This window comes from Zoogloea sp., from assembly GCF_017302315.1.
Lineage (GTDB): Bacteria > Pseudomonadota > Gammaproteobacteria > Burkholderiales > Rhodocyclaceae > Zoogloea.
Genome location: NZ_JAFLDT010000036.1, coordinates 15,153 through 39,703, shown reverse-complemented (window position 1 = coordinate 39,703; position 24,551 = coordinate 15,153). Strand labels below are relative to the sequence as shown.

General features: G+C 65.2%; 27 protein-coding genes and 1 pseudogene. 13 read left to right on the top strand and 15 right to left on the bottom strand.

The genetic code is table 11. From position 1 onward, the window contains the following. From J0L98_RS12235 to J0L98_RS12215, 5 genes and pseudogenes are all read right to left on the bottom strand, one after another. Window positions 1-139, bottom strand: a pseudogene (locus tag J0L98_RS12235) (acetaldehyde dehydrogenase (acetylating)); the annotation flags it as partial. Window positions 140-170: 31 nt separating this feature from the next. Continuing rightward, on the bottom strand, window positions 171-962 hold the full coding sequence (gene mhpD, locus J0L98_RS12230) for a 2-keto-4-pentenoate hydratase (protein WP_296412060.1): 792 nt from the start codon (window positions 960-962) through the stop codon (window positions 171-173). Next, on the bottom strand, window positions 962-2,095 hold the full coding sequence (locus J0L98_RS12225; protein ID WP_296412059.1) for an ABC transporter substrate-binding protein: 1,134 nt from the start codon (window positions 2,093-2,095) through the stop codon (window positions 962-964). Before J0L98_RS12225 ends, mhpD begins: the two co-directional genes overlap by 1 nt. Before the next feature lie 47 nt (window positions 2,096-2,142). Next, complete coding sequence (locus J0L98_RS12220) at window positions 2,143-3,087, bottom strand: 3-carboxyethylcatechol 2,3-dioxygenase (RefSeq protein ID WP_296412058.1); 945 nt, start codon at window positions 3,085-3,087, stop codon at window positions 2,143-2,145. Then, the gene (locus J0L98_RS12215; RefSeq protein WP_296412057.1) at window positions 3,084-4,745 is read right to left on the bottom strand and encodes a bifunctional 3-(3-hydroxy-phenyl)propionate/3-hydroxycinnamic acid hydroxylase; all 1,662 of its coding nucleotides are present in this window, start codon (window positions 4,743-4,745) and stop codon (window positions 3,084-3,086) included. Before J0L98_RS12215 ends, J0L98_RS12220 begins: the two co-directional genes overlap by 4 nt. Before the next feature lie 180 nt (window positions 4,746-4,925). On the opposite strand from J0L98_RS12215, the gene J0L98_RS12210 reads away from it, so the two are divergent. Beyond that, entirely contained in the window at window positions 4,926-5,735 is an 810-nt protein-coding gene (locus J0L98_RS12210) for a DNA-binding transcriptional regulator (protein ID WP_296412056.1), read from the top strand. Between the two features lie 97 nt (window positions 5,736-5,832). Beyond that, entirely contained in the window at window positions 5,833-6,108 is a 276-nt protein-coding gene (locus J0L98_RS12205; protein ID WP_296412055.1) for a BrnA antitoxin family protein, read from the top strand. A 515-nt stretch (window positions 6,109-6,623) separates the two neighbouring features. Here the strand turns inward: J0L98_RS12205 and J0L98_RS12200 are convergent. Then, window positions 6,624-6,821, bottom strand: a complete 198-nt coding sequence (locus tag J0L98_RS12200) for a DUF2283 domain-containing protein (protein WP_296412054.1) — start codon at window positions 6,819-6,821, stop codon at window positions 6,624-6,626. Between the two features lie 2 nt (window positions 6,822-6,823). Continuing rightward, a complete protein-coding gene (locus J0L98_RS12195) occupies window positions 6,824-7,078 on the bottom strand; it encodes a DUF4258 domain-containing protein (protein ID WP_296412053.1) in 255 nt (84 codons plus the stop codon). 198 nt (window positions 7,079-7,276) lie between these two features. Here J0L98_RS12195 and J0L98_RS12190 point away from each other — a divergent pair, with 198 nt between their 5' ends. Next, window positions 7,277-7,438: a hypothetical protein gene (locus tag J0L98_RS12190; protein WP_296412052.1), complete on the top strand. Its 162-nt coding sequence runs from the start codon at window positions 7,277-7,279 to the stop codon at window positions 7,436-7,438. A gap of 36 nt (window positions 7,439-7,474) precedes the next feature. Here the strand turns inward: J0L98_RS12190 and J0L98_RS12185 are convergent, their stop codons facing one another. Both J0L98_RS12185 and J0L98_RS12180 read right to left on the bottom strand, forming a co-directional pair. Further along, window positions 7,475-7,861: a type II toxin-antitoxin system VapC family toxin gene (locus J0L98_RS12185; protein ID WP_296412051.1), complete on the bottom strand. Its 387-nt coding sequence runs from the start codon at window positions 7,859-7,861 to the stop codon at window positions 7,475-7,477. Further along, window positions 7,861-8,073 carry an AbrB/MazE/SpoVT family DNA-binding domain-containing protein gene (locus J0L98_RS12180; protein WP_296412050.1) on the bottom strand — a complete coding sequence of 71 codons (213 nt, stop codon included), beginning with the start codon at window positions 8,071-8,073 and terminating at the stop codon, window positions 7,861-7,863. The genes J0L98_RS12185 and J0L98_RS12180 overlap by 1 nt, the downstream gene beginning before the upstream one ends. Window positions 8,074-8,243: 170 nt before the next feature. On the opposite strand from J0L98_RS12180, the gene J0L98_RS12175 reads away from it, so the two are divergent. Beyond that, the gene (locus tag J0L98_RS12175) at window positions 8,244-8,477 is read left to right on the top strand and encodes a hypothetical protein (protein WP_296412049.1); all 234 of its coding nucleotides are present in this window, start codon (window positions 8,244-8,246) and stop codon (window positions 8,475-8,477) included. Window positions 8,478-8,635: 158 nt separating this feature from the next. Here the strand turns inward: J0L98_RS12175 and J0L98_RS12170 are convergent, their stop codons facing one another. Further along, window positions 8,636-9,106: a copper chaperone PCu(A)C gene (locus tag J0L98_RS12170; protein ID WP_296412048.1), complete on the bottom strand. Its 471-nt coding sequence runs from the start codon at window positions 9,104-9,106 to the stop codon at window positions 8,636-8,638. Window positions 9,107-9,298: 192 nt separating this feature from the next. Here J0L98_RS12170 and J0L98_RS12165 point away from each other — a divergent pair, with 192 nt between their 5' ends. Next, a complete protein-coding gene (locus J0L98_RS12165; RefSeq protein WP_296412047.1) occupies window positions 9,299-9,601 on the top strand; it encodes a YkvA family protein in 303 nt (100 codons plus the stop codon). Here J0L98_RS12165 and J0L98_RS12160 read toward each other — a convergent pair. Beyond that, the gene (locus tag J0L98_RS12160; RefSeq protein ID WP_296412046.1) at window positions 9,588-10,307 is read right to left on the bottom strand and encodes a response regulator transcription factor; all 720 of its coding nucleotides are present in this window, start codon (window positions 10,305-10,307) and stop codon (window positions 9,588-9,590) included. The genes J0L98_RS12165 and J0L98_RS12160 overlap by 14 nt on opposite strands. A gap of 16 nt (window positions 10,308-10,323) precedes the next feature. Continuing rightward, a complete protein-coding gene (locus J0L98_RS12155; RefSeq protein WP_296412045.1) occupies window positions 10,324-12,393 on the bottom strand; it encodes a PAS-domain containing protein in 2,070 nt (689 codons plus the stop codon). A gap of 221 nt (window positions 12,394-12,614) precedes the next feature. Here J0L98_RS12155 and J0L98_RS12150 point away from each other — a divergent pair, with 221 nt between their 5' ends. From J0L98_RS12150 to J0L98_RS12120, 7 genes are all read left to right on the top strand, one after another. Then, window positions 12,615-14,255 carry an acyl-CoA synthetase gene (locus J0L98_RS12150; RefSeq protein ID WP_296412044.1) on the top strand — a complete coding sequence of 547 codons (1,641 nt, stop codon included), beginning with the start codon at window positions 12,615-12,617 and terminating at the stop codon, window positions 14,253-14,255. Window positions 14,256-14,276: 21 nt separating this feature from the next. Continuing rightward, window positions 14,277-15,026, top strand: coding sequence for an electron transfer flavoprotein subunit beta/FixA family protein (locus tag J0L98_RS12145; protein ID WP_296408996.1), 750 nt, complete (start codon window positions 14,277-14,279; stop codon window positions 15,024-15,026). Between the two features lie 2 nt (window positions 15,027-15,028). After that, window positions 15,029-15,964 (top strand): FAD-binding protein, encoded by a 936-nt coding sequence (locus J0L98_RS12140; protein WP_296412043.1) that lies wholly within the window; start codon window positions 15,029-15,031, stop codon window positions 15,962-15,964. A 190-nt stretch (window positions 15,965-16,154) separates the two neighbouring features. Beyond that, window positions 16,155-17,945 (top strand): acyl-CoA dehydrogenase, encoded by a 1,791-nt coding sequence (locus J0L98_RS12135; RefSeq protein WP_296412042.1) that lies wholly within the window; start codon window positions 16,155-16,157, stop codon window positions 17,943-17,945. 165 nt (window positions 17,946-18,110) lie between these two features. After that, entirely contained in the window at window positions 18,111-19,742 is a 1,632-nt protein-coding gene (locus tag J0L98_RS12130; RefSeq protein ID WP_296412041.1) for an electron transfer flavoprotein-ubiquinone oxidoreductase, read from the top strand. Between the two features lie 91 nt (window positions 19,743-19,833). Next, on the top strand, window positions 19,834-20,145 hold the full coding sequence (locus J0L98_RS12125) for a DUF485 domain-containing protein (RefSeq protein ID WP_296412040.1): 312 nt from the start codon (window positions 19,834-19,836) through the stop codon (window positions 20,143-20,145). Between the two features lie 29 nt (window positions 20,146-20,174). Next, the gene (locus J0L98_RS12120) at window positions 20,175-21,812 is read left to right on the top strand and encodes a cation acetate symporter (protein WP_296412061.1); all 1,638 of its coding nucleotides are present in this window, start codon (window positions 20,175-20,177) and stop codon (window positions 21,810-21,812) included. A gap of 243 nt (window positions 21,813-22,055) precedes the next feature. Here the strand turns inward: J0L98_RS12120 and J0L98_RS12115 are convergent, their stop codons facing one another. The 3 genes from J0L98_RS12115 to J0L98_RS12105 all read right to left on the bottom strand — a co-directional run bounded on the left by J0L98_RS12115 (window position 22,056) and on the right by J0L98_RS12105 (window position 23,337). Further along, window positions 22,056-22,712, bottom strand: a complete 657-nt coding sequence (locus tag J0L98_RS12115; protein ID WP_296412039.1) for an SAM-dependent methyltransferase — start codon at window positions 22,710-22,712, stop codon at window positions 22,056-22,058. A gap of 11 nt (window positions 22,713-22,723) precedes the next feature. Further along, the gene (gene infA / locus J0L98_RS12110; protein ID WP_296412038.1) at window positions 22,724-22,984 is read right to left on the bottom strand and encodes a translation initiation factor IF-1; all 261 of its coding nucleotides are present in this window, start codon (window positions 22,982-22,984) and stop codon (window positions 22,724-22,726) included. A 146-nt stretch (window positions 22,985-23,130) separates the two neighbouring features. Next, window positions 23,131-23,337, bottom strand: a complete 207-nt coding sequence (locus J0L98_RS12105; RefSeq protein ID WP_148578314.1) for a cold-shock protein — start codon at window positions 23,335-23,337, stop codon at window positions 23,131-23,133. Window positions 23,338-23,652: 315 nt separating this feature from the next. Here J0L98_RS12105 and J0L98_RS12100 point away from each other — a divergent pair, with 315 nt between their 5' ends. After that, window positions 23,653-24,549: an amino acid ABC transporter substrate-binding protein gene (locus tag J0L98_RS12100; RefSeq protein ID WP_296412037.1), complete on the top strand. Its 897-nt coding sequence runs from the start codon at window positions 23,653-23,655 to the stop codon at window positions 24,547-24,549. Window positions 24,550-24,551: the final 2 nt, after the last annotated feature.

The following is a 24,551-nucleotide window of genomic DNA, read 5'->3' as shown; positions in this document are numbered from 1 at the left end:
CACGCTTGAGGCCGTCGGAGTCGGGGTCGATGCCCACCATCCACACCGGCTCCAGCACCGGGCTACGCTGCAGCTTGGCCAGCAGGTCGGTGCCGATGTTGCCCGGGCCGATCAGGGCGCATTTGATTTTCTTGGTCATGGCAATTCTCTCTTGTTGGGTGGAGACGGGCTCAGGCGAACAGGGCGCTGACCTGGCCGAGGCCTTCGACGCTGACATCGAAGCGCTCGCCCGGCCGGACGCTGACCATGGGGCCGAGGGCGCCGGTGAGCACGATGTCGCCGGCCAGCAGGGGGCGGCCGCAGCGCACCATCACGTCGGCCAGCCACACGGCGGCGTTGAGGGGGCTGCCCAGGCAGGCGCGGCCGTTGCCCCGGGAGACCACCTCCTCGCCCCGGCGCATTTCCATGGCGCAGGCGGTGAGGTCCACGTCCTGCAACCGGCGCGGCTGGCCGCCGAGCACGAAGAGGCCGCTGGAGGCGTTGTCGGCCACGGTATCGACGAAGCGGATGTTCCAGTTCTCGATACGGCTGTCGACGATCTCGATGGCCGGCAGCACGTACTCGGTGGCGCGGATGAGGTCGGCGTAGGTGTGGCGCTCGTGGGTCAGGTCGCGGCCGATGACCAAGGCCACCTCGGCCTCGACCTTGGGCTGGATCAGGCGACCGAGGGCCACCGGCTCACCGTCGCCCACCGCCATGTCGGCAAACAGCATGCCGAAGTCGGGCTGATCGACCCCCAGCTGGGCCTGCACGGCCAGGGAGGTGAGGCCGATCTTGCGCCCCACCAGGCGGCGGCCTTCGGCCAGCCAGGCGCGGGTGTTGGCTTCCTGGACGGAGTAGGCACCGTCCTGGTCGGCGTGGCGCAGGCGATCACGCAGGGGGGCGATGGTGTGGCCGCCGGCGGCCGCTGCCTTGAGCAGCGCCGCCGCGGCATCCGTGCCGAGCAGGGATGCGTCGTTCATCACTTCACCAGTTTCCAGTGGTTGTTCTCGACCTTGATCAGCACGATGGCGCTGGCGTCGTAGCCGGCGTGGTCGTTGGCGCCCATGGTGTAGACGCCGTTGGTGCCCACCAGCTTGCTGGTCTTCTCGATGCCGTCACGCAGGGCGTTGCGGAACTCCGGGGTGCCGGATTTAACCTTGGCCTTCTGGGCAGTGACGATGGCGTTCTGCAGCAGCTGCCAGGCATCCCAGGAGGCGCCGGCGAAGGTGGAGCGGGAGTCGGGGCCGTTCTTGGCTTCGAGTTCCTTCACGAAGGCGACGCCGTTCTTCTTGGTGGGGTGGCTGTCGGGCAGCTGTTCGGCCACCAGCACCGGGCCCACGGGGATCAGCGCGCCTTCGACGAACTTGCCGCCGACCCGCAGGAACTCCTTGCTGGTGACGCCGTGGGATTGATAGATCTTGCCCTTGTAGCCGCGCTCGCGCAGGGTGATCTGGGGCATGGCGGCGGGGGTGCCGGAGGCGCCGACGAAGACCACGTCGGGCTTGGCCGACATGACCTTCAGCACCTGGGCCTGCACGCTGGGGTCGGCGCGGCCGTAGCGCTCGGTGGCGACGATCTTGATCTTGCCTTCGGTGGCCTTGGTGAGGGCCTTCAGCAGCAGCTCACCCCAGGAGTCGGAGAAGCCGATGAAGCCCACGGTCTTGGCGCCGCCTTCGACCATGTCGGCGACGATGCGGTTGACCATCAGGTCGGCGGAGGGCTCGCTGCGGAAGATGTAGCCGCGCTTGTCGCCGGACACATCCAGGGGCGCGACGGAGATCATCGGAGTCTTCTCGGCATTGGCCACATCGGCCATGGCCACGGCGGTGCTGATCAGGTTGGGGCCGAGGATGGCGTCCACCTTGTCTTCGGAGATCAGCTTGCGCACGTTCTTGACCGCGTTGGTGGGGTCGGTGCCGTCATCGAGGACGATGAAGTTGATCTTCTCGCCGCCCACGGTGGTGGGGAAGAGGGCCACGGCCTTCTTAGTTTCGGCACCCAGGGCGGCGGCCGGGCCGGTGAGGGAGGCGATGACGCCCACGTTGATGTCGGCCAGGGCCGGGGTGGCCACGAGGGCGGCGATGCTCAGGGCGATCAGGTTGCGGGATTTCATGGTTTGTCTCCTCTGTTGGATATTTGTAGTCAGATGACGCTTGCCGCTTACGCGGTGACGCCGGTCAGGGCAGCAAAGCCGGCGATCCATTCCGGGATCGCCCGGTAATAGCGGGACTGCACCTGGTAGTGCCCGCCGGTGGCGGCGTTCATGGCTGCGTTGGCGGCCACCCAGGTCTTCACTTCGTGGGCCGAGGCGCCGGCCGCCGCGGTGATGGCGGCGTTGCCGTAGGCGTCGAGAGCGGCCCAGTCCTGACGGGCCAGGTTGGCCATGAAGGCTTCGTCCCACTGGGGGTTGAGGGGGTGCAGGGGGCTGTCGCCGGTGGCAAAGACGGTGGCGGCGTCGATGGTGCGCTGCTGGCGGGCGGCGCGGGCATCGGGGGTGGGGTTGCGGCCGGCGATCAGGCGTTCGGCCACTTCCGGCACGGCGGTGGCGATCTGCGGCACCGGCGGGTTGTGGGAGAGGCCGCCGGAACCGATGATCAGGGTACGCTTGCCCAGCTTGCGGGCAAACTCGCCCACCGCCTCGCCAAACTGGCGCGCCCGGCGGAAGCTGATCACCGGCGGCGCCACGCTGTTGATGAAGAGGGGGATCACCGGGTAGCGGGCGAGGCTGCCGCAGATCTCCTCCAGGGGCTGGGCGAAGCCATGATCCACCTGCATGCGGTAGGAGATGGCCAGGTCGATGTCGGCCGCCACCACGTGCTGGGTGCAGGCTTCGGCGATGTCCCGGGGCACGTCCAGCGGGCCCGGTGAGGTCATGTAGTCGCCCACCGAGGTGGCCGAGGTGCCGATGCAGAGCTGGGGCATGGCATCCAGGAAGAAGCCGTTGTAGTGGTCCGGGGCAAAGAGAAAGACGATCTCCGGATCAAAGGCCTCCACTTCGGCGCGCAGGGTGGCAATGACGCGGCCGGCCTCCTCGACCACGTCCGGCAGCGGGTCCACGTAGCCTTTCAGGGGCGTGTGGGAGAGGCACTGCAGCAGAAAGCTCATGCGGCCTCCTGCAGGGTAGCGGCCGGGCGGCGCGTGGCGTCCACGTTGAGGCCCATCTTGCCGGCCACGGCTTCGAGCAGTTCGTTGATTTCCACCGGGAAGGCGATGCCGGCGACAAAGCGGTCGGGGCGCAGCACGACGATGGAACCGGGGTGCTCGCCAAACCAGTCCTTGAGACGCAGCTGCTCGTCGCCGATGACTTCGGTCTGGTCGGTCACGTCCACCCGGCGCTGCATCTGCACCACCGGCTTGACGGTGAGGATGCGGGCATTCATGGCAGCCAGGATGGCCTTGCTGCGGGGGGTGAGCCAGTAGTTGGGGTCGGCGCCCCAGGCCAGCAGGGCAAAGCCCGTGCCGATCACGTCGTCCAGCAGCTTCACCTCACCGGCCTGGGTGCGCACCCGGGGCTGGATGAAGAGGCGGCCGACCGGGGAGTTCTTGCGCGGCGTTTTCTCGTGCACCACCAGACCTTCCGAATAGAAGGGCATGGGCTTGTAGCGCATCTCGCTGAAGTAGCGCTTCACCGCCGGGATCTGGTTGAGCAGCCAGGTGCTCACGTCGCGCACGGCGGCCTTGAAGACGTTGCGCGGGTAGAAGATGCGCCCGGCCGCCACCGACAGGTCGATCATGGCCTTGGCGTGGGGCGGGCGCTCGATGTTGTAGGTCTCGAGCAGGGTGTCGGAGGCCAGGCCCTTGACCACGTAGGCCAGCTTCCAGGCCAGGTTGGTGGCGTCGCGCATGCCGGTGTTGTAACCCTGGCCCTGCCACACGGGCATGATGTGGGCCGCATCGCCGGAGAGCATCACGCGGCCCACCTTCCAGCGGTCGGCGATGCGGGCGTTGTGGGTGTAGACGCGCTTGCGGATGAAGTCGAGCTTGTTGATGTCGGTGCCGGGGGGCAGCACCTTGCCCAGCAGCTCGGCCATGCGCGCCGGGGCGGTGATCTGCTCCTCGGTCTCGCCTTCCCACACCATGAACTCGAAGCGGCGCACGCCATCGGGCAGGGCCACCGACACGTAGGGGCGCTTGGGGTCGGAGTGCATATAGATGTAGGGCACGCCGAGGGGATCGTTGCGGATGTCCACCACCAGCCACTGGGAGGTGTCGGTGAAGCCGCCGAAGCCGACGCCCAACTGGGTGCGCACCACGCTGCGGCCACCATCGGCGCCGACGAGATAGCGGCAACGCAAGGTCTTGGGGCTGCCGGCCTGCTTGATCTTCAGGGTCACGCCGTCCTTGTCCTGCTCGAAGGATTCGAGCTCCGACGACAGAAACACGGAGGCATTCGGGAAACGCTTCAGGCCATTGAGCAGTTCCACATCCACGGCGGGCTGGTTGAAGGCGTTGCGCCGGGACCAGCCGAACTCGTCGGTGCGCGGCTCGATGGAGGCATACACCCGGCCGCTGGCATTGACGAAGCGCATCCAGTGATAGGGGGTCAGGTGCTGCTGCACCTGCTCGACCAGGCCGATGCCCTGGATGCTGCGCAGGCACTCGTCGTCCATGCCGACGGCACGGGGGTAGTCGATCAGGGCGTCGCCCTTTTCGAGGAGCATCACGCTGATGCCGTGCAAACCGAGGGTGTTGGCAATGGTCAGCCCGACCGGGCCGGCTCCGACGACGATGACGTCCGCGTCGAGGCGCTGGTTTTCGCTCATGAATGTCTCCTGGTGTTCCCGGTTCGCCTGGGGGAACCCACCGCGGAGAACGCGAAGGGCCGGCGCCGAAAATTACGTTATGAGAAACTTGTTGAGCGGATTCTAGGGTTGCGGCCGCGCCGGGCAAAAAATAAAATCGAAACGTCCACCAGATGCACAACACTGATTTAAAACGATAAATTGCCACGCAAAAACACCGGATCGGACTACGCCCTGGTACGCGGCCTGACCCGCGGGCTGGACCTGCTGCGGGCGATCAACGTGCAGGAAGGCGGCCGTTCAAGCCTCGGCCAGCTCGCCGAAGTCACCGGCCTGCATCGCACCACGGTGCGCCGCCTGCTGGAGACCCTGATTGCCGAAGGCTATGTGCGGCGCAGTGATTCGGACGACAGCTATTGCCTGGCCTTGCGGGTGCGCTCCCTGGCGGAAGGCTTCCGGGATGACGACTGGATCTCCGGCATCGTCGCGCCAGCGCTATCGGAATTGCTCCAGGCAGTGGTGTGGCCATCGGACCTGACCACCCCCCAGGGCGCCCACCTGGTCATCCGCGAATCCACCCACCGCTTCAGCCCCCTGTCCTTCCACCGCGCCATGGTGGGCCAGACCATGCCCATGCTGCTGACCGCCGCCGGCCGCGCCTTCCTGGCCGCCTGCCCGGACGATCAGCGGGAGGAAATCCTGCAACTGGTGCGCACCGGCGACGACGACCAGGCCCGCCTGGCGGCGGACGAACGCTTTGTGGCCAACGTGCTGGGGCGTACCCGCGAACAGGGCTACGGCAGCAACGACGGGGAGTGGACATCCCAGCGCAAGGTCGGCGCGATCGCCCTGCCGATCATGCTGAATCAGCGTCCGCTGGGGGCGATCAACATCGTGTACCTGAACCGCATGGTCACGCCCCGGGAGGCGGAGAGACGCTACCTGCCCGCACTGCAGCGGGCGGTGAGCCGGATCGAGGAGAAGCTGGCGGAGCAGCAGGGGCTGCGGTGAGCTTTGTATTTGCAGGAAAATTGCTGTCCGTTGTCTGAACGCCGCGCGGCAACGAATGGCCTCGGTTGGTTTTCGGCGGGCAAAAAGGCGGAAAAACATGAACGCGAAACGTGGACACGCATCTACAGGTGATGCTCCGGCAACCGAGCCGACGGATTGGGATAGTGCATTTGTCACTCATTCGGCAGCCGAGCTACGCAAGATCGTCGCCGAACGTCATACTCGCGGACCAAACAAAAATCCGACAAAAGAGCAGGTCACGGTGCGATACAGCCCGGAGTTGCTGGCTTATTTCCGCGCCACCGGAGCAGGCTGGCAAACCCGCATGGACGAAGCCTTGCGCGAGTATGTGTCACGGCACAAGGCGGCGTAGATCAACATCAGACGCGAACTCAGCGGAGAGTTGGGGCTCCGTTACAAGACCCCACGGGGCTGCTTCATGGGTACGGAGGGGGCTTGAATCAGGAAACGGGAAACAGTGGTCTGTTCCCTGTTGTTCGCTGTTGTTCGATTGCTGACTCGACAGCCTGCTTGATGGCTCCGTAGACGTCATCGAAGTCTTCTGCAAACGGCATTATTACGAAACAATTCATCGCGTCCTCAACACTCGAACAGCGCCATGGTTTTTCGTCCAACGTGAAAGCTCAGCCGACGGCAAAAAGCGTAGCTTTTTGACAGACGGATGGAGCGGAATGTTGGACGAAGCCGCTCCGCGGAGAATCCGCTCTCCGCCACCGCACGATCTACTGTGTGATCTCACGCCCTCGCTCATGAGGGGTGATCTGGACAACAGGGGACAGACCACACTTTACTGCTACACCCCTTCCGGCCCTCTCCCCCTGTCACGTCACCCCGGCTTGGTAATGGGCCCGATCCACCGCGGCGCCATCACGCTGCCCGGCCGTGAGCGACCTCCACGGGCAACGCCCCGCTTGCACGCGCATCCAGGACAACCACCTCCACGGCGGTTCCGTCGGCCGCGTAACTGACGTGGGTATTCCAGTCTTGCGACACCTCGCGAGCAATCGGTTTGTCACTCAGACGAATCACGAGAATATCGTCGTCATCGTAATACGTGGTTCTCATGGCTAAGCCTCCAGGCTGAAGTGATGCATCACGGTCTTGACCACCACCGAATCCTCCAGCACCAGCACCGCACAAAGAAGATTGTCAGCGCGACCGGCAATGTGCTTGAACGCCCATAGGTGGGATGCATCCTTGTAGCGCGTTTCCCCGGTATCGATCACTACCAGCAATTCCTCTTCGCTGATGTTGCGTTCATCCATGCGCAAACGGGCATGGCGAGTGAAGATGACAGGGCGGTCAAATCGGCGTGAGTACATGGCTTGAACCATAACATAGCAGCCCTGACCTGCCCGGGTCGTCTGCGGATGATTCGCCTTCCTTATCTTCCCAAATAATGATGAAATCGGGGACAGCCCACAGTTTAATGCAGTCTCTATTCAGCATTGGGACAGGATGCGGAACAGCGGCAAGCGGCGTATTGGGAGCTGTTCCGGCACGAGCTGGAGCCCGGACTGGTGGATCAGATTCGGCGAGCAACGAATGGCAACTTCGTGCTGGGCGACGAGCGCTTTGCCAAGAAGATCGAGGTGGTCATTGGCCGCCGGGCAGTGCCGGGAAAGTCGGGACGACCGCGCAAGTACGCTGAACCGCCATCAGAAGCCTTTCTTGATGGGTGACAGCGGGGGCTGCAATCTGCCCCCAGTTTTCAGGTCTCACGCCGACTTCGGAAACAGCGCCACGTCAGGCAGCCCCTCGAAATGTGCATCGCAGGTCAACAGCCCGGCGCCCACGCGCCGAGCCGTCGCGTAGACGATGGCATCCGCGGTGGCCAGCTTGTGCTCCCGGTGCAAATCGGCCGCCAGCAAGGCGATGGTCGTGTCCAGCGGCACGACGACACACTTCTGTGTGTAGGCGATCATCTGGTCGGCTTCGTCCTCGCCCGCTTCGCGCACCAGCCACTTCGACAGTTCGAGTTGCACGATGGTGGGCACGATGCACTGCGCCTTGTCGGGGAACTGCTTCCCGATCTTCTGGCCCAGCGGGCTGGCGGTCAGCCATTCGATCCAGGCTGACGTGTCGACCACACAGGGCGCTGCCATCAAAAGCGGTCCTTGCGGTCGCGGTAGTCGTCCTTGCACGCGCCCTTGGCGATACCGGCCAGCTGATTCAGCTCGGGTACGGGCATCACCAGCACGCCCTTGCCCTTGGGAATGAAGACGAACTCCTGTCCTGCCTCCCAGTGCTGTTCCTCCCGCACGGCTTTCGGGATGGAGATCTGGAATTTGCTCGACAGCGTGGCGGTGGCAGTCATCGTCGTACCCTCAAAACATCGATCAAAGTTTGGTAAGAATACACCGTCTCGCCACGGCGCCGGAGGGAAGACGGTGTAAGTCAGCAACGAAAAATTGGGGAGACACGGAAAAACCGGGGACAGGCCAGAATGGCACTAAGCTAAGCCACGCTCGCACGATAGCGACTCCGATGCGAAATCTCGATGAACGGCGGCAGGCGGCTTATCGGGAGCTGTTCCGGCACGAACTGGAGCCCGGACTGGTGGATCAGATTCGGCGAGCCACGAATGGCAACTTTGTGCTGGGCGACGAGCGCTTTGCCAGGGAGATCGAGGCGGTCGTTGGCCGCAGGGCAGTGCCGGGAAAATCGGGACGGCCGCGCAAGCGTGCTGAACCGGCGTCAGAAGCCTTGCTGGATGGGTGACAGAGAGGGCTGTGGTCTGCCTCTGGTTTTCAGAACCGGAGGAAACCGGGATGAATTGGCCCCACACAAGGAGACTCCCCGCCGGCACCGCCGGACGGGACGAGCTCCTGATGTGATGTCATGCCCGATGCCAGGGGAGCCAGGGCTCCCGCCGGGCGTCAATGCTGGTGTTTGTGGTCCATCGGCGCGGCAGCGGTCAGGTCGCGCACGTCGGCCTTCAGTTCGACGTTCTCAACCTTCTTGTCCTTGCCTTCCACCTTGAGGGTGATGGGCACCACTTCGCCCTTGCTCAGGGGCTTCTTCAGGTCGATGAGCATGACGTGGTAGCTGCCGGGCTTGAGCTCCAGGGTCTTGCCGGCCTGTACCTCGAGGCGCGGCAGGGCGCGCATCTTCATCACGTTGTTGTCCATGACCATCTCGTGCAGCTCGACCACGTTGGCGGCCGGGCTGGCCGCGCCGACGAGGGTGACGCCGGCCTTGCTGTTGAGCTGCATGAAGGCGCCGGTGGCCTTCTGGGCGGGAACGGTGCCGCGCACCCACGGGTCCTTGATTTCCAGATCGGCGGCCGAGACACCGGCAGACAACAGGCTGACCAGGGCCAGCCCGGCGAATTTGTAGGCAATGCTCATGACAGACTCCTTGTGTTGAACGGGCAGCAGCTTAACGCGGAGCGGGTGTCCGATGCGCCCCGGCGCGACAGACTGCGACCCTTTGCCGCACCCTTCCCAGGTGAAACGCATGCTTACAAAACCCGCGGGCACTTTTGGCTGCGTGCGTCCATCTGAGTCGCTGTCCTTTACCCACCCCGGGAGACCAGCGCCATGTTCAAGAAGTTTGCCGCCCTCTATGCCCTGATCCGCAAGGATGCCGCCATTCTGTGGTACGCCCTGCGTCACCCGGCCCGGCCGGCCTGGCTGCGGCCGGCGGTGGCGATGATTGCCGTGTACTTGTTTTCGCCCATCGACCTGATTCCAGACGTGCTGCCGGTGATCGGCCTAGTGGACGATCTGGTGCTGATCCCGCTGCTGGTGGCCTGGCTGGTGCGCATGCTGCCGGAGGCCCTGCGGCGGGGTTACGCCGACGCTGCCCGCACCGTGGATGTGGTGCCGGTCAGGACCAGGTGACCGTGGCCGCCAGCAGGTAGCCGGCGCCGTACACCGTCTTGATGAGCTTGGCGTGCTGGGGGTTTTCCTCGAAGCGCCGGCGCAGGCGGGAGATGCGCAGGTCGATGCTGCGGTCCAGGGCCGAGACATCGCGCCCGCCCAATAGCTGCTCGCGGGTGAGGATGTGGTTGGGATGGGCCAGCAGCACCGACAGGAGCTGGGCTTCGGCGGTGCTGAGGGTTTCCTGCTGACCCGAGGGGTTGATGAGGGTGTTGCTGCCCGGCTCGAAACGCCAGCCGGCAAATTCGGCGATGCGCTGAGCCGGATCGGCGGGCAGCACCACCGGCCCCGGGTATCGGCGCAGGATGCTGCGCACCCTGGCGATAAGCTCGCGGGGCTCGAAGGGCTTCACCACGTAATCATCGGCCCCCAACTCGAGGCCCATCACCCGGTCGTAGACGTCGCCACGGCCGGTCACCACCAGCAGGCCGCAGGAGTGCTTGCCGCGCATCCGCTGGAGCACCGCCATGCCGTCCATGTCGGGCAGGCCCAGATCAAGGACGACCAAGTCGGGGGCGCGGTGACGCAGACCATGGAAGAAGGCTTCGGCGGTGCGGAACAGCTCCGCCCGATAGCCGAATTTTTCCAGGGTGTCGGCGATGAGGCGGGCGATGGCCGCTTCGTCTTCGACCACGTAGATGAGTTCGGGGCTGCGGGTGCTCGGCATGGCGGCTTGGATTCCCTCAAGCGCCGAGCGGGCGCAGGGCCGCCAGCAGCTTGTCCCGGGAGAAGGGCTTGGCCAGCAGCGGCGGACCGGGGTCCGGGTCGAGTCCGCCGGCGTGGAATCCGGACTCGGCAAAGCCGCTCATCAAGACCATGGGCAGATCCGGGCGGAAGCGCTTGACGAAACGTGCCAGGGCCCGCCCGTCCATCACGCCGGGCATCACCACGTCGGAAATGACCAGGGCAATGGCCGGGATGTTCTCGACCATGTCGGCGGCTTCGGCCCCGTTTTCGGCCTCGACCACGGCGCAGCCGAGCTCGGCCAGTTGCATGCGTACCACGCTGCGCACATCGGCATCGTCCTCGGCCAGCAGCACCAGCTTGCCGGCCAAGTCGGCAGCGTCCACCTCGCGGCCGGCCGGCAGGGCGGCTTCCGGCTGGGCTTCGTCGACCCGCGGCAGGAGCAGGGCCACCGTGGTCCCCCGGGCCTGGCGGCTGCGGATGCGCACGCCGCCCCCCGACTGCTTGGTGAAACCATACACCATGGACATGCCGAGGCCGCTGCCCATGCCGAACTGCTTGGTGGTGAAGAAGGGCTCGAAGACCCGCGCCAGGGTGCTGCCGTCCATCCCCATGCCGTTGTCGGTGACGGCGATCTGGACGTAGTCGCCGGGGGGCACTTCAAGATCGGCCGCCGCGTGGATGTTGAGGTGTTCGAGGGAGGATTCGATGCGCAGCTCGCCGCCGTTGGGCATGGCGTCGCGGGCGTTGAGGGCGAGGTTGAGCAGGGCGTTCTCGAGCTGGTGGGCATCCACCATGGCCACCAGGCAGGGCTCGCGGCTGGCCGTACTGACGGCGATGGTGCTGGGCAGGGAGCGGCGGATGAGCTTTGACATGCCGAGGATCAGTTCATTGACCTCCACCGGCTTCGGCTCCAGGGGCTGGCGCCGGGCAAAGCCCAGCAGACGGCGGATCAGCTCGGCGCCCCGGTTGGCGGCGTGCATGGCCGGTTCGACGAAGTTCTCGGTAAGGGGGTCGTCGGGGTGATTTTCCTTGAGCGCCACCAGATTGCCGATGACCACCGTAAGCATGTTGTTGAAGTCGTGGGCGAGGCCGCCGGTGAGCTGGCCGATGGCCTCCATCTTCTGGGCCTGGGCCAGGGCGGCCTGGGTGCGGCGCTGCTCGGTGACATCCACCGAATGCACGTAGCCGCCCAGCACGGTACCGTCGGGGGCGATGTCGGGTACCAGGGTGCTGCGGGCGCGGGCGGGATTGCCGTCGCGCCCGGTGAGCTGGTATTCGTAAGTGACCCGCTCGCCCGCCAGGGCCCGGGCCACATAGGGCTGCACCACGTCGAAGACCTCCTGCCCGACCACGTCCTGGATCTTGCGCCCTTCCACCTGATCGGCCGACCAGCCGAACCATTCGGCATAGCCCTTGTTGGCGTAGCGGTAGGCCCATTCCCGGTCGAAGTAGGCGACGGCGGCGGGGATGGCATCGGTGATCTCGCGCAGGCGCTGCTCGCTGCGGCGCAGGGCCTGGGTGATGGCCTTGTTGCTTTCGATGGCGGCCGTCAGCTCCTCGTTGGCCCGGGTCAGGGCCTCGGTGCGGGACTCGATGTGCTCCTCAAGCTCCGCCTGATGGCGCGCGATCTGCTCGGCCGCGCGGCGCTGGTCGGTGATGTCGGTGTAGACGGTGATGAAGCCCTGGTGAGGCAGCGGAAAGCCACGAATGGAGAGGATGCGGCCATTGGGACGGATGCGCTCGGTGACATGGGGCTCGAAGCTCCTCGCCCGGGCCACCCGTTCGGCGACCTGCTGGGCCGGGTCTCCCGGGCCATAGTCGCCGCGCTCGGCGTTGTAGCGGATGAACGCCTCGAAGGACACCCCCGGCCGGGCCAGCCCCTCGGGAAAATCCAGCAGACGCAGGAAGGCGGTGTTCCACGCCACCATGCGCAGGTCGGCATCGAACACGGTGACGCCCTGGTCGAGCAGGTCCAGCCCGGCCCCCAGCATTTCCTGGTAGCGCCGTTCTGAGGACAGATCGGCCTCCCCGACTGTCCCGCATGCTGATTGTTGGTGACCGTTCATCGCCGCTCCGCAGACGCATTGCCTGCTGCTGATTCTAGCCACTGCCCGGCCACCGCAAGGGGGCCGACAAGATTCAGTACATTTTGACGAAAGTTCCGACAACTTTGTCTGCGAATCTTCGCCCCGATCCCCGGCAGTCCGTCACGGACGCCCCAAAGGGGAAGGCCCCAGAGCCACCGCCTCAACAAAGTCGTGGCGTCAAAAGTCAGGAGGAGAAGAAGGTGTCGAACAACCCGTATGATCGCGGGCTGGACAAGTGTGCTGCCAACCACGTCCCGCTGTCGCCGCTGTCCTTTCTCGAGCGCACCGCGCAGATCTATCCCGACCGCCCCTCGGTGATCCACGGCGCGCGCCGCTTCACCTGGCGTGAAACCTACGCCCGCTGCCGTCGTCTGGCCAGTGCCCTGGCATCCCGTGGCATCGGCCGCGGTGACACCGTGGCGGTGATGCTGCCCAATGTGCCGGCCATGGTCGAAGCCCACTTTGGTGTGCCCATGACCGGCGCCGTGCTCAACACCCTCAATACCCGCCTCGACCCGGAGGCCATCGCCTTCATGCTCAGCCATGGCGAGGCCAAGGTGCTGATCACCGACCCCGAGTTCGCCGCCATCATCGCCCCGGCGCTGGAACTGCTGGAAGGGCCGAAGCCCCTGGTGATCGACGCCCTGGACGCAGAGTACCCCGGCACCACCTGCCTGGGCGAAATCGAATACGAGGATTTCCTGGCCAAGGCCGACCCTGAGTTCAAGTGGTCCCTGCCCGCCGACGAGTGGGATGCCATCGCCCTCAACTACACCTCGGGCACCACGGGCAACCCCAAGGGTGTGGTCTTCCACCACCGGGGCGCCTACCTCAATTCGGCCTCCAACATCATCAGCTGGGGCATGCCCCAGCATGCGGTCTATCTCTGGACCCTGCCCCTGTTCCACTGCAACGGCTGGTGCTTCGCCTGGACCCTGGCCGCCAACGCCGGCGTCAATGTGTGCCTGCGCAAGGTGGACGTGGCCCTGATCTACGAGCTGATCCGTGAGCACAAGGTGAGCCACTTCTGCGGTGCCCCCATCGTGCACGGCATGCTCATCAACGCCCCGGAAGGCATGCGTGCCGGCATTGCGCACAAAGTCTCGGCCCTCATCGCCGGCGCCGCGCCCCCCGCCGCCATCATCGAAGGCATGGAGCGCATCGGCTTCGACATCACCCATGTGTATGGCCTGACCGAGACCTACGGCCCGGCCTCGGTGTGCGCCAAGCACCCCGAATGGGACGCCCTGCCCATCGCCCAACGCGCCGAACGCAACGGCCGTCAGGGGGTGCGCTACCACATGCAGGAAGCCATCACCGTGCTCGACCCGCAGACCATGGAGCCCGTGCCCGCCGACGGCGAGACCATGGGCGAGATCATGTTCCGCGGCAACCTGGTGATGAAGGGCTACCTGAAGAACGAGAAGGCCACCGAGGAAGCCTTTGCCGGCGGCTGGTTCCACACCGGCGACCTGGCGGTGCTGCATCCGGACGGCTACGTGAAGATCAGAGACCGCTCCAAGGACGTGATCATCTCCGGCGGCGAGAACATCTCGTCCCTCGAAGTGGAAGACGTGCTGTACCGCCACCCCGCCGTGATGACCGCCGCCGTGGTGGCCAGGCCCGACGAGAAATGGGGCGAGGTGCCGGCCGCCTACATTGAGATCAAGGAAGACGCCAAGGTGACGGTGGAGGACATCATCGCCCACTGCCGTGAGCACCTGGCCCGTTACAAGGTGCCCAAGCACGTGGAGTTCTGCGTGTTGCCCAAGACTTCCACCGGAAAGATCCAGAAGTTCGTGCTGCGCCAGCAGGCCAAGTCGGCCTCGGCCATTGAGTAATACAACGGAGACCACAAGACCATGAAGATTCTCGTACCCATCAAGCGGGTCGTCGATTACAACGTCAAGATCCGCGTGAAGGCCGACCAGAGCGGCGTCGAGCTGGCCAACGTGAAGATGGCCATGAACCCCTTCGACGAAATCGCCGTGGAAGAAGCCGTACGCCTGAAGGAAGCCGGCAAGGCCACCGAGGTGGTGGCCGTGTCCGCCGGCGTCGCCCAGTGCCAGGAGACCCTGCGCACCGCCATGGCCATCGGCGCCGACCGGGGCATCCTCATCGAATCCGACGCCGACCTGCAGCCCCTGGCCGTGGCCAAGCTGCTCAAGGCCGTGGTGGACAAGGAGCAGCCCACCCTGGTGGTGCTGGGCAAGCAGGCCATCGACGACGACTCCAACCAGACCGGCCAGATGCTCGCCGCCCTGCTCGGCTGGCCCCAGGCCACCTTCGCCTCCAAGGTCGAAGTGGCCGGCGACAAGGTGCAGGTCACCCGCGAGATCGACGGCGGCCTGGAGACCCTCGCCCTGCCCCTGCCCGCCGTGATCACCACCGACCTGCGCCTCAACGAGCCGCGCTACGCCACCCTGCCCAACATCATGAAGGCCAAGAAGAAGCCGCTCGACACCCTCAAGCCGGCCGACCTGGGCGTGGATGTGACACCCCGCCTGACCACCCTCAAGGTGGTCGAGCCGGCCGCGCGCAGCGCCGGGGTAAAGGTGGCCGACGTGGCCCAGTTGATTGAAAAGCTGAAGAACGAAGCAAAGGTGATCTGATCATGAGCATCCTCGTCATTGCCGAACACGACAACGCCAACCTCAAGGGCGCCACCCTCAACACCGTTTCCGCCGCCGCCAAGCTTGGCGCAGCCATCGATGTGCTGGTGGCCGGCGCCGGCTGCGGCGCTGCCGCCGAGGCCGCATCCCGGCTGGCCGGCGTGGCCAAGGTGAAGGTGGCCGATGCCGCCGCCTACGCCGAGCAAGGCGCCGAGAACGTGGCTGCGCTGCTGGTGGACGTGATCAAGACCGGCGGCTACAGCCACGTGCTGGCCCCCGCCACCACCTTCGGCAAGAACATTCTGCCCCGCGTCGCCGCCCTGCTTGATGTGGCCCAGATCTCCGAGATCGTGGCCATCGAATCGGCCGACACCTTCGTGCGCCCCATCTACGCCGGCAACGCCCTGGCCACCGTCAAGTCGTCCGACGCCATCAAGGTCATCACCGTGCGCACCACCGCCTTCGATGCGGTTGCAGCGGGTGGCGCCGCCGCCGTGGAAAGCATCGCCGCCGGCCCCGACCTGGGCCAGAGCAAGCTGGTCGGCCGCGAGCTGACCGTCTCTGCCCGCCCCGAGCTGGGCGCCGCCAAGATCATTGTCTCCGGTGGCCGCGGCCTGGGCAGCGGTGACAACTACCGCGCCGTGCTGGAACCCCTGGCCGACAAGCTCTCCGCCGCCATGGGCGCCTCCCGCGCCGCGGTGGATGCGGGCTTCGTGCCCAACGACTATCAGGTGGGCCAGACCGGCAAGATCGTCGCCCCCCAGCTCTACATCGCGGTGGGCATCTCCGGTGCCATCCAGCATCTGGCCGGCATGAAGGATTCCAAGGTGATCGTGGCCATCAACAAGGACCCCGAAGCCCCGATCTTCCAGGTGGCCGACTACGGCCTGGTGGCGGATCTGTTTGAGGCCGTGCCGCAACTGGTGTCTGCCCTCTGACGGCATAAGGGCATTGAAAGGGGAGAACCCTCTGTAGGGGCGACTTCAGTCGCCCTCGGACTCCGGTCAACGATCCGCGCTCGCTTTACGCGCGGATGGGCGACTGAAGTTGCCCCACAGATTGGCCCCTGACTGCCCCCTGCAGTACCTGATAGCCCAACCCAATCACCGAATTCGCAAGGAGCATCCCATGAGCACTTACGTCGCCCCCGTGAAGGACATGCTGTTCGCCATGAACGAGCTGGCCGGCCTGCAGGAGATCACCACCCTGCCCGGCAATGAAGAAGTCTCCCTTGACCTGGTCGAGGCCATTCTCGACGAAGCCGGCAAGTTCGCCACCGAGGTGGTGGACCCGTTGAATCCGGTGGGCGACAAGCAGGGCAACAAGTGGAAGGACGGCGTGGTGACCACCGCCGACGGTTTCAAGGAAGCCTATGCCTCCTTCTGCGAGACCGGCTGGAACGGCATGCCGGCCTCCACCGAATTCGGCGGTCAGGGCCTGCCGGTGACCGTGTCCACCGCCGTGCTGGAAATGTGGAAGTCGGCCAGCATCTCCTTCTCCCTTTGCCAGATGCTGACGCTGGGCGCGGTGGAGGCCATCGCCCACCACGCCACCGACGAACTCAAGGCCACCTTCCTGCCCAACATGGTGTCAGGCAAATGGACCGGCACCATGAACCTGACCGAGCCCCAGGCCGGCTCCGATCTGGCGGCCATCCGCAGCAAGGCAGAACCCCGCGGTGACGGCACCTACGCCATCACCGGCACCAAGATCTTCATCACCTGGGGTGAGCACGACATGGCGGAGAACATCATCCACCTCGTGCTGGCCCGCCTGCCGGACGCGCCTCCGGGCGTGAAGGGCATCTCCCTGTTCATCGCGCCGAAGTTCCTGGTCAATGCCGACGGCAGCCTGGGCGAGCGCAACGACCTGATCTGCGCCTCCATCGAACACAAGATGGGTATTCACGGCAGCGCCACCGCGGTGATGTCCTTCGGTGACAAGGGCGGCGCCATCGGATACCTGGTGGGCGAGCCGAACCGCGGCCTCGAGTACATGTTCACGATGATGAACCATGCCCGCCTCAACGTCGGCCTGGAAGGCGTCGGCGTGTCCGAGCGCAGCTACCAGCACGCCCTGGCCTACGCCCGTGACCGCATCCAGGGCCGCATCGTCGGGGACAAGAGCGGCGAGAAGAAGCCCATCCTGCATCACCCGGATGTGCGCCGCATGCTCATGGACATGAAGACCCGCACCGAGGCCGGCCGTGCCATCGCCTACTACGTGGCCGGCTGTATGGACCGCGCCAAGAGCCACCCGGACGCCGACGTGCGCGCCGCCAACCAGCGCCGCCTGGAGCTGCTGACCCCGGTGGTCAAGGGCTGGTGCACCGAGAACGCCCAGGGCATCACCTGGAACGGCGTGCAGGTGCACGGCGGCATGGGCTTCATCGAAGAGACCGGCGCCTCCCAGTACATGCGCGACGCCCGCATCATCACCATTTACGAAGGCACCACCGCCATCCAGGCCAACGACCTGATCGGTCGCAAGACCGCCAAGGAAGGTGGCAAGAGCATGCAGCAACTGCTGGCCGACATCGCCGAGACCGGGGCTGCCCTGCGCAAGTCCGACGACGCCGCGCTGAAGTCCCTGGCCGATGCGCTGGGTGAAGGCATCGCCGCCCTGGACGAAGCCACCAACTGGCTGCTCGCCAACTACGAAGCCACCCCCCAGGCCGCCCACGCCGGCTCGGTGCCCTTCCTCAAGCTCACCGGCATCGTCGTCGGTGGCTGGCTGATGGCCCGCTCGGCCCAGATCGCCGCCGGCCGCCTGAACGACGCCGACGGCGACTTCTACAAGGCCAAGATGGCCACCGCCGCCTACTTCGCCCAGCACGTCATCCCCGAGGCCAACGCCTACCGGGACGCCATCGTGAATGGCGCAGACGCGGTGCTGGCCCTCGAGGAAGCGCTGTTCTGACGAAGCACGAATAAACCTACTGCGCGACCCGATCTCGCAACTGTGGTGCTCACCGTACGCATGTACGGTTGCGCGCCTCGTTGCGACCTCGGGCCGCTCGCTACGGTTTCTTCGCGCTCCGTCTGGTGAATGTACGACTTGATAGCAGCAACGGAGAAAACAGCAATGACGCGTGAAGCGATGGAATACGACGTGGTGATCGTCGGAGCCGGCCCCTCGGGGCTGAGTGCGGCGATCCGCCTGAAGCAACTGGCCGAGAAGGCCGGCACGGAGCTTTCGGTGTGCGTCGTGGAGAAAGGCTCCGAGGTGGGTGCCCACATCCTGTCCGGCGCCGTCATCGAGCCGCGCGCGCTGGAAGAACTGTTCCCCGACTGGAGGGAGCGCGGCGCGCCGCTGAACACGCCGGTGAACGCCGACCGCTTCCTGTTCCTCACCACCGGGAAGGCCTACAAGCTGCCCACCCCGCCGCAAATGCACAACGAGGGCAACTACATTGTCAGCCTGGGCAACGTGGTGCGCTGGCTGGGGGAGCAGGCCGAAGCCCTGGGGGTCGAGATCTATCCCGGCTTCGCGGCGTCCGAGGTGCTCTACCACGAGGACGGTTCGGTAAAGGGCATCGCCACTGGCGACATGGGTGTGGAGCGCAACGGCGAGCCCGGCCCCAACTACCAGCCCGGCATCGAGCTGCATGCCCGCCAGACCGTCTTCTCCGAAGGCTGCCGGGGCTCCCTCACCAAGGGTCTGTTCGGCAAGTTCAACCTGCGTGAAGGTGTCGACCCGCAGACCTACGGCATCGGCATCAAGGAGCTGTGGGAGGTGCGCCCCGAGGTGCACGAGCAGGGTCTGACCCTGCACACCGTGGGCTGGCCGCTCACCACCGACGTCTACGGCGGATCCTTCCTGTATCACCTGGAGAACAACCAAGTGGCTGTCGGCTTCGTGGTCGGGCTGGACTACGCCAACCCGCACCTGTCGCCCTACGAGGAGTTCCAGCGCTTCAAGACCCACCCGGAGATCCGCAAGTTCTTCGAAGGTGGGCGGCGTATTGCCTATGGCGCCCGGGCCCTCAACGAAGGCGGCTACCAGTCGGTACCCCGGCTCACTTTCCCTGGCGGCCTGCTGATCGGCGACACCGCGGGCTTCCTCAACGTGCCCAAGGTCAAGGGCACCCACATGGCCATGAAGTCGGGCATCGAAGCCGCCGAGGCCCTGTTTGCCCATCTCGGGGCCGAAGCTCAGGTCGGCCACGAGGTCATCGGCTACCCCGAGCGTCTCAAGCAGAGCTGGCTGTGGGACGAGCTGCACCAGGTGCGCAACATCCGCCCGAGCTTCCGCTGGGGCCTGTGGGGCGGTATCGCCTACAGCGCCATCGACACCTACGTGCTGAAAGGCCGGGCGCCATGGACCCTGCACCATCACGCCGACCACACCCAGCTGAAGAAGGCATCGGAATGCGCCCCCATCGCGTATCCCAAGCCCGACGGCAAGATCAGCTTCGACCGCCTGTCATCGGTGTTCATCTCGGCCACCAACCACGCGGAAGAGCAACCCTGCCACCTGCGCCTGAAGGACGCCTCGGTGCCCATCAGTACCAACCTGGCCCTCTACAACGCTCCGGAAACCCGCTACTGCCCCGCTGGCGTGTACGAAATCGTCGAGGACCCGAGCGGGCCACGCATGCAGATCAACGCCCAGAACTGCCTGCACTGCAAGACCTGTGACATCAAGGACCCCACCCAGAACATCGACTGGGCCGTACCCGAAGGGGGCGGTGGTCCGAACTACCCGAACATGTAAATCGCATGTAGCAAGAACCGGGGAGGAGAACAGCACCCACCCCGAGACCATAACCATATAAAGAATCTTCAACCACCTTTCCGGAGGAATCATGTCAGCGGATATCTACAAGAAAGTGCGGGCCAACCCCCGCTTTGCCGAGCTGGAGGGGAAGCGCAGCCGCTTTGCCTACCTGCTCACAGCCATCGTGATGGCGTCCTACTACGGGATGATGGCGCTTGTGGCCTTCGCGCCCGAGGTGCTGCGTACCCCCATTTCCGAGGGCGGCATGCTCACCATCGGCGTGCCCATCGGCGCCGCCATCATCATCGGCTCCTGGCTGCTGACCGGCTGGTTCGTCAGCCGCTCCAACGGCGAGTTTGACCAGATGAATAACGAGATCATCCGGGAGGCCTCCAAGTGATCAACCGCAAACACCTCATCGGTGCCGCTCTGCTGGCCCTTGCCGGCGCAGGCGCCTTCGCCGCCGACGCAGTCGGCGCAGCCCAGAAGCAGCCTCTCAACCTCACCGCCATCGGGATGTTCTTCATCTTCGTGGTGGCGACCATGGGCATCACTTACTGGGCGGCCAGCCGCACCAAGTCCACCGCCGACTTCTACACTGCCGGCGGCGGCATCAGCGGCTTCCAGAACGGTCTGGCCATTGCCGGTGACTACATGTCGGCCGCCACCCTGCTGGGTCTTTCGGCACTCACCTTCTCGAAGGGTCTGGACGGCTTCATCTACGCCATCGGCTTCTTCGTCGGCTGGCCGGTGATCCTCTTCCTGATGGCAGAACGCCTGCGCAACCTGGGCAAGTTCACCTTCGCCGACATCGCCTCCTACCGCCTCGACCAGGGCACCATCCGTACCTTCGCAGCCTTTGGCTCGCTGACGGTGGTGTGCTTCTACCTGATCGTGCAGATGGTCGGCGCCGGCCAGCTCATCAAACTGCTGTTCGGCCTCGACTACGCCACTGCCGTGGTCGTGGTGGGCGTGCTGATGGTGATCTATGTGACCTTCGGCGGCATGATCGCCACCACCTGGGTGCAGATCATCAAGGCCTGCCTGATGCTCTTCGGCGGCACCGTGCTGCTCTTCCTGTCCATGAGCCAGTTCGGCTTCAGCCTGGAAGAAGTCGCAAAGAAGGCTGTTGAAGTGCACAAGGATGGCATCAAGATCATGGGCCCCGGCTCCCTGATGGCCGACCCGGTCACCGCCGTGTCCCTGTCCCTGGGTCTGGTCTTCGGCACCGCCGGCCTGCCCCACATCATGATGCGCTTCTTCACCGTGCCGAATGCCAAGGAAGCCCGCAAGAGCGTCTTCGTGGCCAGCGGCTGCATCGGCTACTTCTTCATGGTGGTGTGTGCCCTGGGCCTGATCGCCATTACCATCGTCGGCACCAACCCGGAGTTCTATGAAGGCGGCGTGGTCGGCGGCAAGATCATCGGCGGCGGCAACATGCCGGTGATGCACCTGTCCAAGGCCGTCGGCGGCAACCTGTTCCTCGGCTTCATGTCTGCCGTGGCCTTCGCCACCATCCTGGCGGTGGTGTCCGGTCTGGCCCTGGCCGGCGCATCGGCCATCGCCCACGACATCTACGCCCGGGTGATCTGCAAGGGCTCGGCCACCGAAACCCAGGAAATGCGTGTCTCCAAGATCGCCACCATTGGCCTCGGCGTCGTCGCCGTGTTGCTGGGCATCCTGTTCGAGAAGCAGAACATCGCCTTCCTCGTCGGCCTGACCTTCGGCATCGCTGCCTCCACCAACTTCCCGATCCTGATCCTGTCCATGTACTGGCGTGGCCTGACCACCCGCGGCGCCCTGCTGGGCGGCCTGGCTGGCCTGATCTCGGCGGTGACTTTCGTGGTGCTGTCCAAGGCCGTGTGGGTGGTGGTGCTGGGCAATGCGCAAGCCATCTTCCCGTACGAGCAGCCGGCCCTGTTCTCGATGCCGCTGGCCTTCTTCTTCACCTGGCTGTTCTCGGTCACCGACTCGAGCGCCCGGGCCAAGATCGACAAGGCTGGCTTCGACGACCAGTACGTGCGCTCCCAGACCGGCATCGGCGCTGCCAGCGCCAGCGCCCACTGAGGCACGACACAAGTCTTACCTTCCTCCCCCTCGAGGAACTTTCGGGCGCCCACGGGCGCCCGCTTTTTTTGGCGCTCCGGCCACAGCACACGCACCGACAAGCGGGCCAAGCGGACGCAGCCGCCCCTGAACTGGCGCGGCATTGCGTTGAGGAGATTGCGGGAAGAGGTGTTCGGCAGCGGGAAACCGGGTGATGACCCGCCGAGGGGGGAATGCCCCCCTGCCCCGCTCACGGGACGAGAATCAGCCCCGGCAGTACTGGAGCAGGCGTCCCCGGTAGGGGCTGCCATCGTCAAGGGGGGTGTCGATAGGGGTTTCGGTCAGGCTGAAGCCGGCCAGGGCCATGGCCTTGTTGAAGGCCGAACGGTTGCTCCGGTTCGGATCAACGATCAGGACCTCGGCCACCGGGGCCGCATGGAACTGGATGAAGCCTGCGAGCTGCCCGGGGTGGCTGCGCTCGTACAGCACATCGCTGCCAATGATCAGGTCGAACTCTCCGAGCAGCGGGTTGCTGCGCGCCCAGTTTCCGGTCTGGTACTTCAGCTCGGGCAGGTCATTGAGCAGGAGATTGGCATTGAGGAAGCGGGAGGCCAGGGGATGGCAATCACTGGCGGTGACGTCGCCAAGACGCCTGTGGATCACCAGGCTGGCAAGTGCCAGCCCGCAGCCGATCTCCAGGATGCGACGCCCACCGAGTTCACGTACCTGCATCAGGTCGGCCAGTTTGCGGGCCGAAGGCCAGACCTGGCCGAAGAGGGGCCAGGTCGCGGGCGAGATTCCCACCGCCTCGGCCTCTCCCAAGGGATCAGAATATTGCTGGCCGTCGAGCAGGGAGCGGATTTCAAGATCCGCACCGCCGGCCACGCCCACCTGCTGGAACTTCACTTCATAGCCGGGCATGTGAGCCGGGCTCAACGGCGACGCTGGGGCGCTGGACCGCTGCTGCCGCGGCCTTCGAGATGCCGGAAGGTGATGCGCCCCTTGGAGAGATCATAGGGGGAGAGTTCGAGGGAAACCTTGTCGCCGGCGAGGATGCGGATGTGGTGCTTGCGCATCTTGCCACCCGTATAGGCCACCAGCATGTGACCGTTGTCCAGGGTCACACGGAAGCGCGCATCGGGCAGCACCTCCATGACAACACCCTGCATTTCAATGAGATCTTCCTTGGCCATGGCCATGTCTCCTGATAGATGAAAAAGAAAAAGCCCGGCATGAACCGGGCTCATTCATGAGGAGGCGGGCCTGAAAGAATCTCAGAAACACGTCACCTGGCAGTGCTCCTGCCCGGCAGGGATGCCGGACAGGCTTCACGCGGCGATTACTCGGCCGGGCGGATGTTGGAAGCTTGCTGACCCTTGGGGCCGGTGGTGACGTCAAACGTCACGCGCTGACCTTCGGTCAGGGTCTTGAAGCCGGAGCCTTGAATTGCAGAGAAGTGGGCGAAGAGATCTTCACCGCCAGCTTCCGGGGTGATGAAACCGAAGCCCTTGGAATCATTGAACCACTTCACGGTACCAGTTGCCATTTTGAATATCCTTTAAAAGAAAAAGCAGGGACGTGCCCTGAGGGTAGGGCGAAGCTCAAGACGGCGGGGTGATGAAGGGAGGACTGCCGCAGGACTGCGGGTACTGAACCACACAACAACAACACTACTTGAAGATCGCGAGCCGTACTGTGCACTGTATCCGCCCCTATAGCAATCACTATTTGGACCGCGGTCGTGGCCAGGCCAGACGGGAAAAGCCGCTTGCGGCTACCCTTTGGGTGCCGCAGGCCGATAGAATCATGACGTGCAACTTCTTGCCCCCGTCCACCCCGAACGCGCCGGAGACACCACGCCATGCCGACAGCCACACCCCATTCCCCCCGCCAGCCACGCCGCACCCACCTGTTTGTGGCGGGGCTGCTGTGCGCAGTCGCCTCGCTTGCTGCAGCCCAGAGCCCCGACAGCCCCGGAACCCTTCGCAAACTGAAGGACGGCGGCGTGATCAACCTCGGCTACCGGACCGATTCAGCCCCCTTCTCCTTTATCGGTGACGACAAGCGCCCCACCGGCTACTCGGTGGAGCTATGCCAGGAAGTGGTGGGCGTACTGCGCCAGAACCTGGGGCTGCCCCAGCTACGCGTCCAGTGGGTTCCGGTCACCTCCGCCACCCGTATCGAGGCCGTGGTGAGCGGGCAGGTGGACCTGGAATGCGGCACCACCAGTGCGACCCTGTCGCGCATGGAGAAGGTGGACTTCTCCAACCTGATCTTCGTGGATGGCACCGGCCTGCTGGTGCGCCGCAATGGCGGCGTGAAGCGTGTCGCCGATCTGGCCGGGCGCAAGGTTGCGGCCACCCGCGGCAGCACCGGCGAAGACAACCTGCGCCGTGCCCTGACCCAGCGCGGCATCACGGCGGAGGTGCTCAGCGTGGACTCGGAAGTGGAGGGTTTGAAGGCCGTTGAGGCCGGCACGGCGGACGCCTATGCCAACGACCGGCTGATCCTCATCGGCCTGGGGCGCAAGGCCAAGGACGCCCAGGCTCTCGGACTGGTGGACGAGGACATCTCCATGGAGCCCTACGCCCTGATGATGCGCCAGGACGCCGCCTTCCGGGTCGCGGTCAATCGGGCCATCTCGACGATCTACCGCAGCCCGGCCATTGATGGACTTTACGAGCGCTGGTTCGGCGGCTTCGGCAAGCCCGGAGCCCTGCTCGGCGCCATGTATTACCTTGGCGCCACCCCGGAGTAAGC

Excerpts from the sequence above, each read along its gene's own strand:
- J0L98_RS12130 (WP_296412041.1), top strand. The coding sequence starts at position 18,111 with ATGACGCGTGAAGCGATGGAATACGACGTGGTGATCGTCGGAGCCGGC.
- J0L98_RS12185 (WP_296412051.1), bottom strand. The coding sequence starts at position 7,861 with ATGGCAGCGCCCTGTGTGGTCGACACGTCAGCCTGGATCGAATGGCTG.
- J0L98_RS12215 (WP_296412057.1), bottom strand. The coding sequence starts at position 4,745 with ATGAGCGAAAACCAGCGCCTCGACGCGGACGTCATCGTCGTCGGAGCC.
- J0L98_RS12105 (WP_148578314.1), bottom strand. The coding sequence starts at position 23,337 with ATGGCAACTGGTACCGTGAAGTGGTTCAATGATTCCAAGGGCTTCGGT.
- J0L98_RS12100 (WP_296412037.1), top strand. The coding sequence starts at position 23,653 with ATGCCGACAGCCACACCCCATTCCCCCCGCCAGCCACGCCGCACCCAC.
- J0L98_RS12140 (WP_296412043.1), top strand. The coding sequence starts at position 15,029 with ATGAGCATCCTCGTCATTGCCGAACACGACAACGCCAACCTCAAGGGC.
- mhpD (WP_296412060.1), bottom strand. The coding sequence starts at position 962 with ATGAACGACGCATCCCTGCTCGGCACGGATGCCGCGGCGGCGCTGCTC.
- J0L98_RS12180 (WP_296412050.1), bottom strand. The coding sequence starts at position 8,073 with ATGACTGCCACCGCCACGCTGTCGAGCAAATTCCAGATCTCCATCCCG.
- J0L98_RS12205 (WP_296412055.1), top strand. The coding sequence starts at position 5,833 with ATGAACGCGAAACGTGGACACGCATCTACAGGTGATGCTCCGGCAACC.
- J0L98_RS12160 (WP_296412046.1), bottom strand. The coding sequence starts at position 10,307 with ATGCCGAGCACCCGCAGCCCCGAACTCATCTACGTGGTCGAAGACGAA.
- J0L98_RS12115 (WP_296412039.1), bottom strand. The coding sequence starts at position 22,712 with ATGCCCGGCTATGAAGTGAAGTTCCAGCAGGTGGGCGTGGCCGGCGGT.
- J0L98_RS12220 (WP_296412058.1), bottom strand. The coding sequence starts at position 3,087 with ATGAGCTTTCTGCTGCAGTGCCTCTCCCACACGCCCCTGAAAGGCTAC.
- J0L98_RS12175 (WP_296412049.1), top strand. The coding sequence starts at position 8,244 with ATGCGAAATCTCGATGAACGGCGGCAGGCGGCTTATCGGGAGCTGTTC.
- J0L98_RS12155 (WP_296412045.1), bottom strand. The coding sequence starts at position 12,393 with ATGAACGGTCACCAACAATCAGCATGCGGGACAGTCGGGGAGGCCGAT.
- J0L98_RS12195 (WP_296412053.1), bottom strand. The coding sequence starts at position 7,078 with ATGTACTCACGCCGATTTGACCGCCCTGTCATCTTCACTCGCCATGCC.
- J0L98_RS12125 (WP_296412040.1), top strand. The coding sequence starts at position 19,834 with ATGTCAGCGGATATCTACAAGAAAGTGCGGGCCAACCCCCGCTTTGCC.
- J0L98_RS12145 (WP_296408996.1), top strand. The coding sequence starts at position 14,277 with ATGAAGATTCTCGTACCCATCAAGCGGGTCGTCGATTACAACGTCAAG.
- J0L98_RS12135 (WP_296412042.1), top strand. The coding sequence starts at position 16,155 with ATGAGCACTTACGTCGCCCCCGTGAAGGACATGCTGTTCGCCATGAAC.
- J0L98_RS12170 (WP_296412048.1), bottom strand. The coding sequence starts at position 9,106 with ATGAGCATTGCCTACAAATTCGCCGGGCTGGCCCTGGTCAGCCTGTTG.
- J0L98_RS12200 (WP_296412054.1), bottom strand. The coding sequence starts at position 6,821 with ATGAGAACCACGTATTACGATGACGACGATATTCTCGTGATTCGTCTG.
- infA (WP_296412038.1), bottom strand. The coding sequence starts at position 22,984 with ATGGCCAAGGAAGATCTCATTGAAATGCAGGGTGTTGTCATGGAGGTG.
- J0L98_RS12165 (WP_296412047.1), top strand. The coding sequence starts at position 9,299 with ATGTTCAAGAAGTTTGCCGCCCTCTATGCCCTGATCCGCAAGGATGCC.
- J0L98_RS12225 (WP_296412059.1), bottom strand. The coding sequence starts at position 2,095 with ATGAAATCCCGCAACCTGATCGCCCTGAGCATCGCCGCCCTCGTGGCC.